Genomic DNA, 414 nt, shown 5'->3' with positions numbered 1-414 from the left:
ATTTTAAGCAGGATTCGTTAAAATCAAAGGTAAAAGACAAAAAGAGCATTCCGCCCGCATTAAAGAAGATTTTTGTAAGCTTTCTTATAAATGAAAATTCGCAGGGTTTTGAAAAAGGAACGCCCGTTTTTACTTCATTAATCCGCGCAAGATGGGCGAAGCAGGCAGGCCATTTTGCCTCTTGGCTCTTGTTGCGGAAAAACCAAGCAAATGCATTATAAAGACAGCCACCTCTGCGCTTATTTGCCCTGTCAGGAAGTATTCCTTAATTTGTGCCCGATCTCGTTCCTCTATCTCATACTGATGTTGGGTCATAATTGCCCCCTTGTTTTTTCCTTTCATAATTTCCTCCTTATATAAATAATAATGACCAAAACTTGTAAAACTTAAGGTTTTTAAGCTTTATTTTTTTAC

Annotated in this window: 1 protein-coding gene; it reads right to left on the bottom strand. The window is 37.4% G+C overall.

The features are described 5' to 3' along the window. Positions 1 to 129: 129 nt before the first annotated feature. Positions 130 to 342 carry a hypothetical protein gene (locus ACYVTD_RS17235; protein WP_461248861.1) on the bottom strand — a complete coding sequence of 71 codons (213 nt, stop codon included), beginning with the start codon at positions 340 to 342 and terminating at the stop codon, positions 130 to 132. Between the last annotated feature and the right edge of the window lie 72 nt (positions 343 to 414).

Source organism: Treponema sp. R6D11 (genome assembly GCF_054786075.1).
Note: the sequence above shows the minus strand (reverse complement) of the source record. Positions and strands in the feature narration are given on the sequence as shown.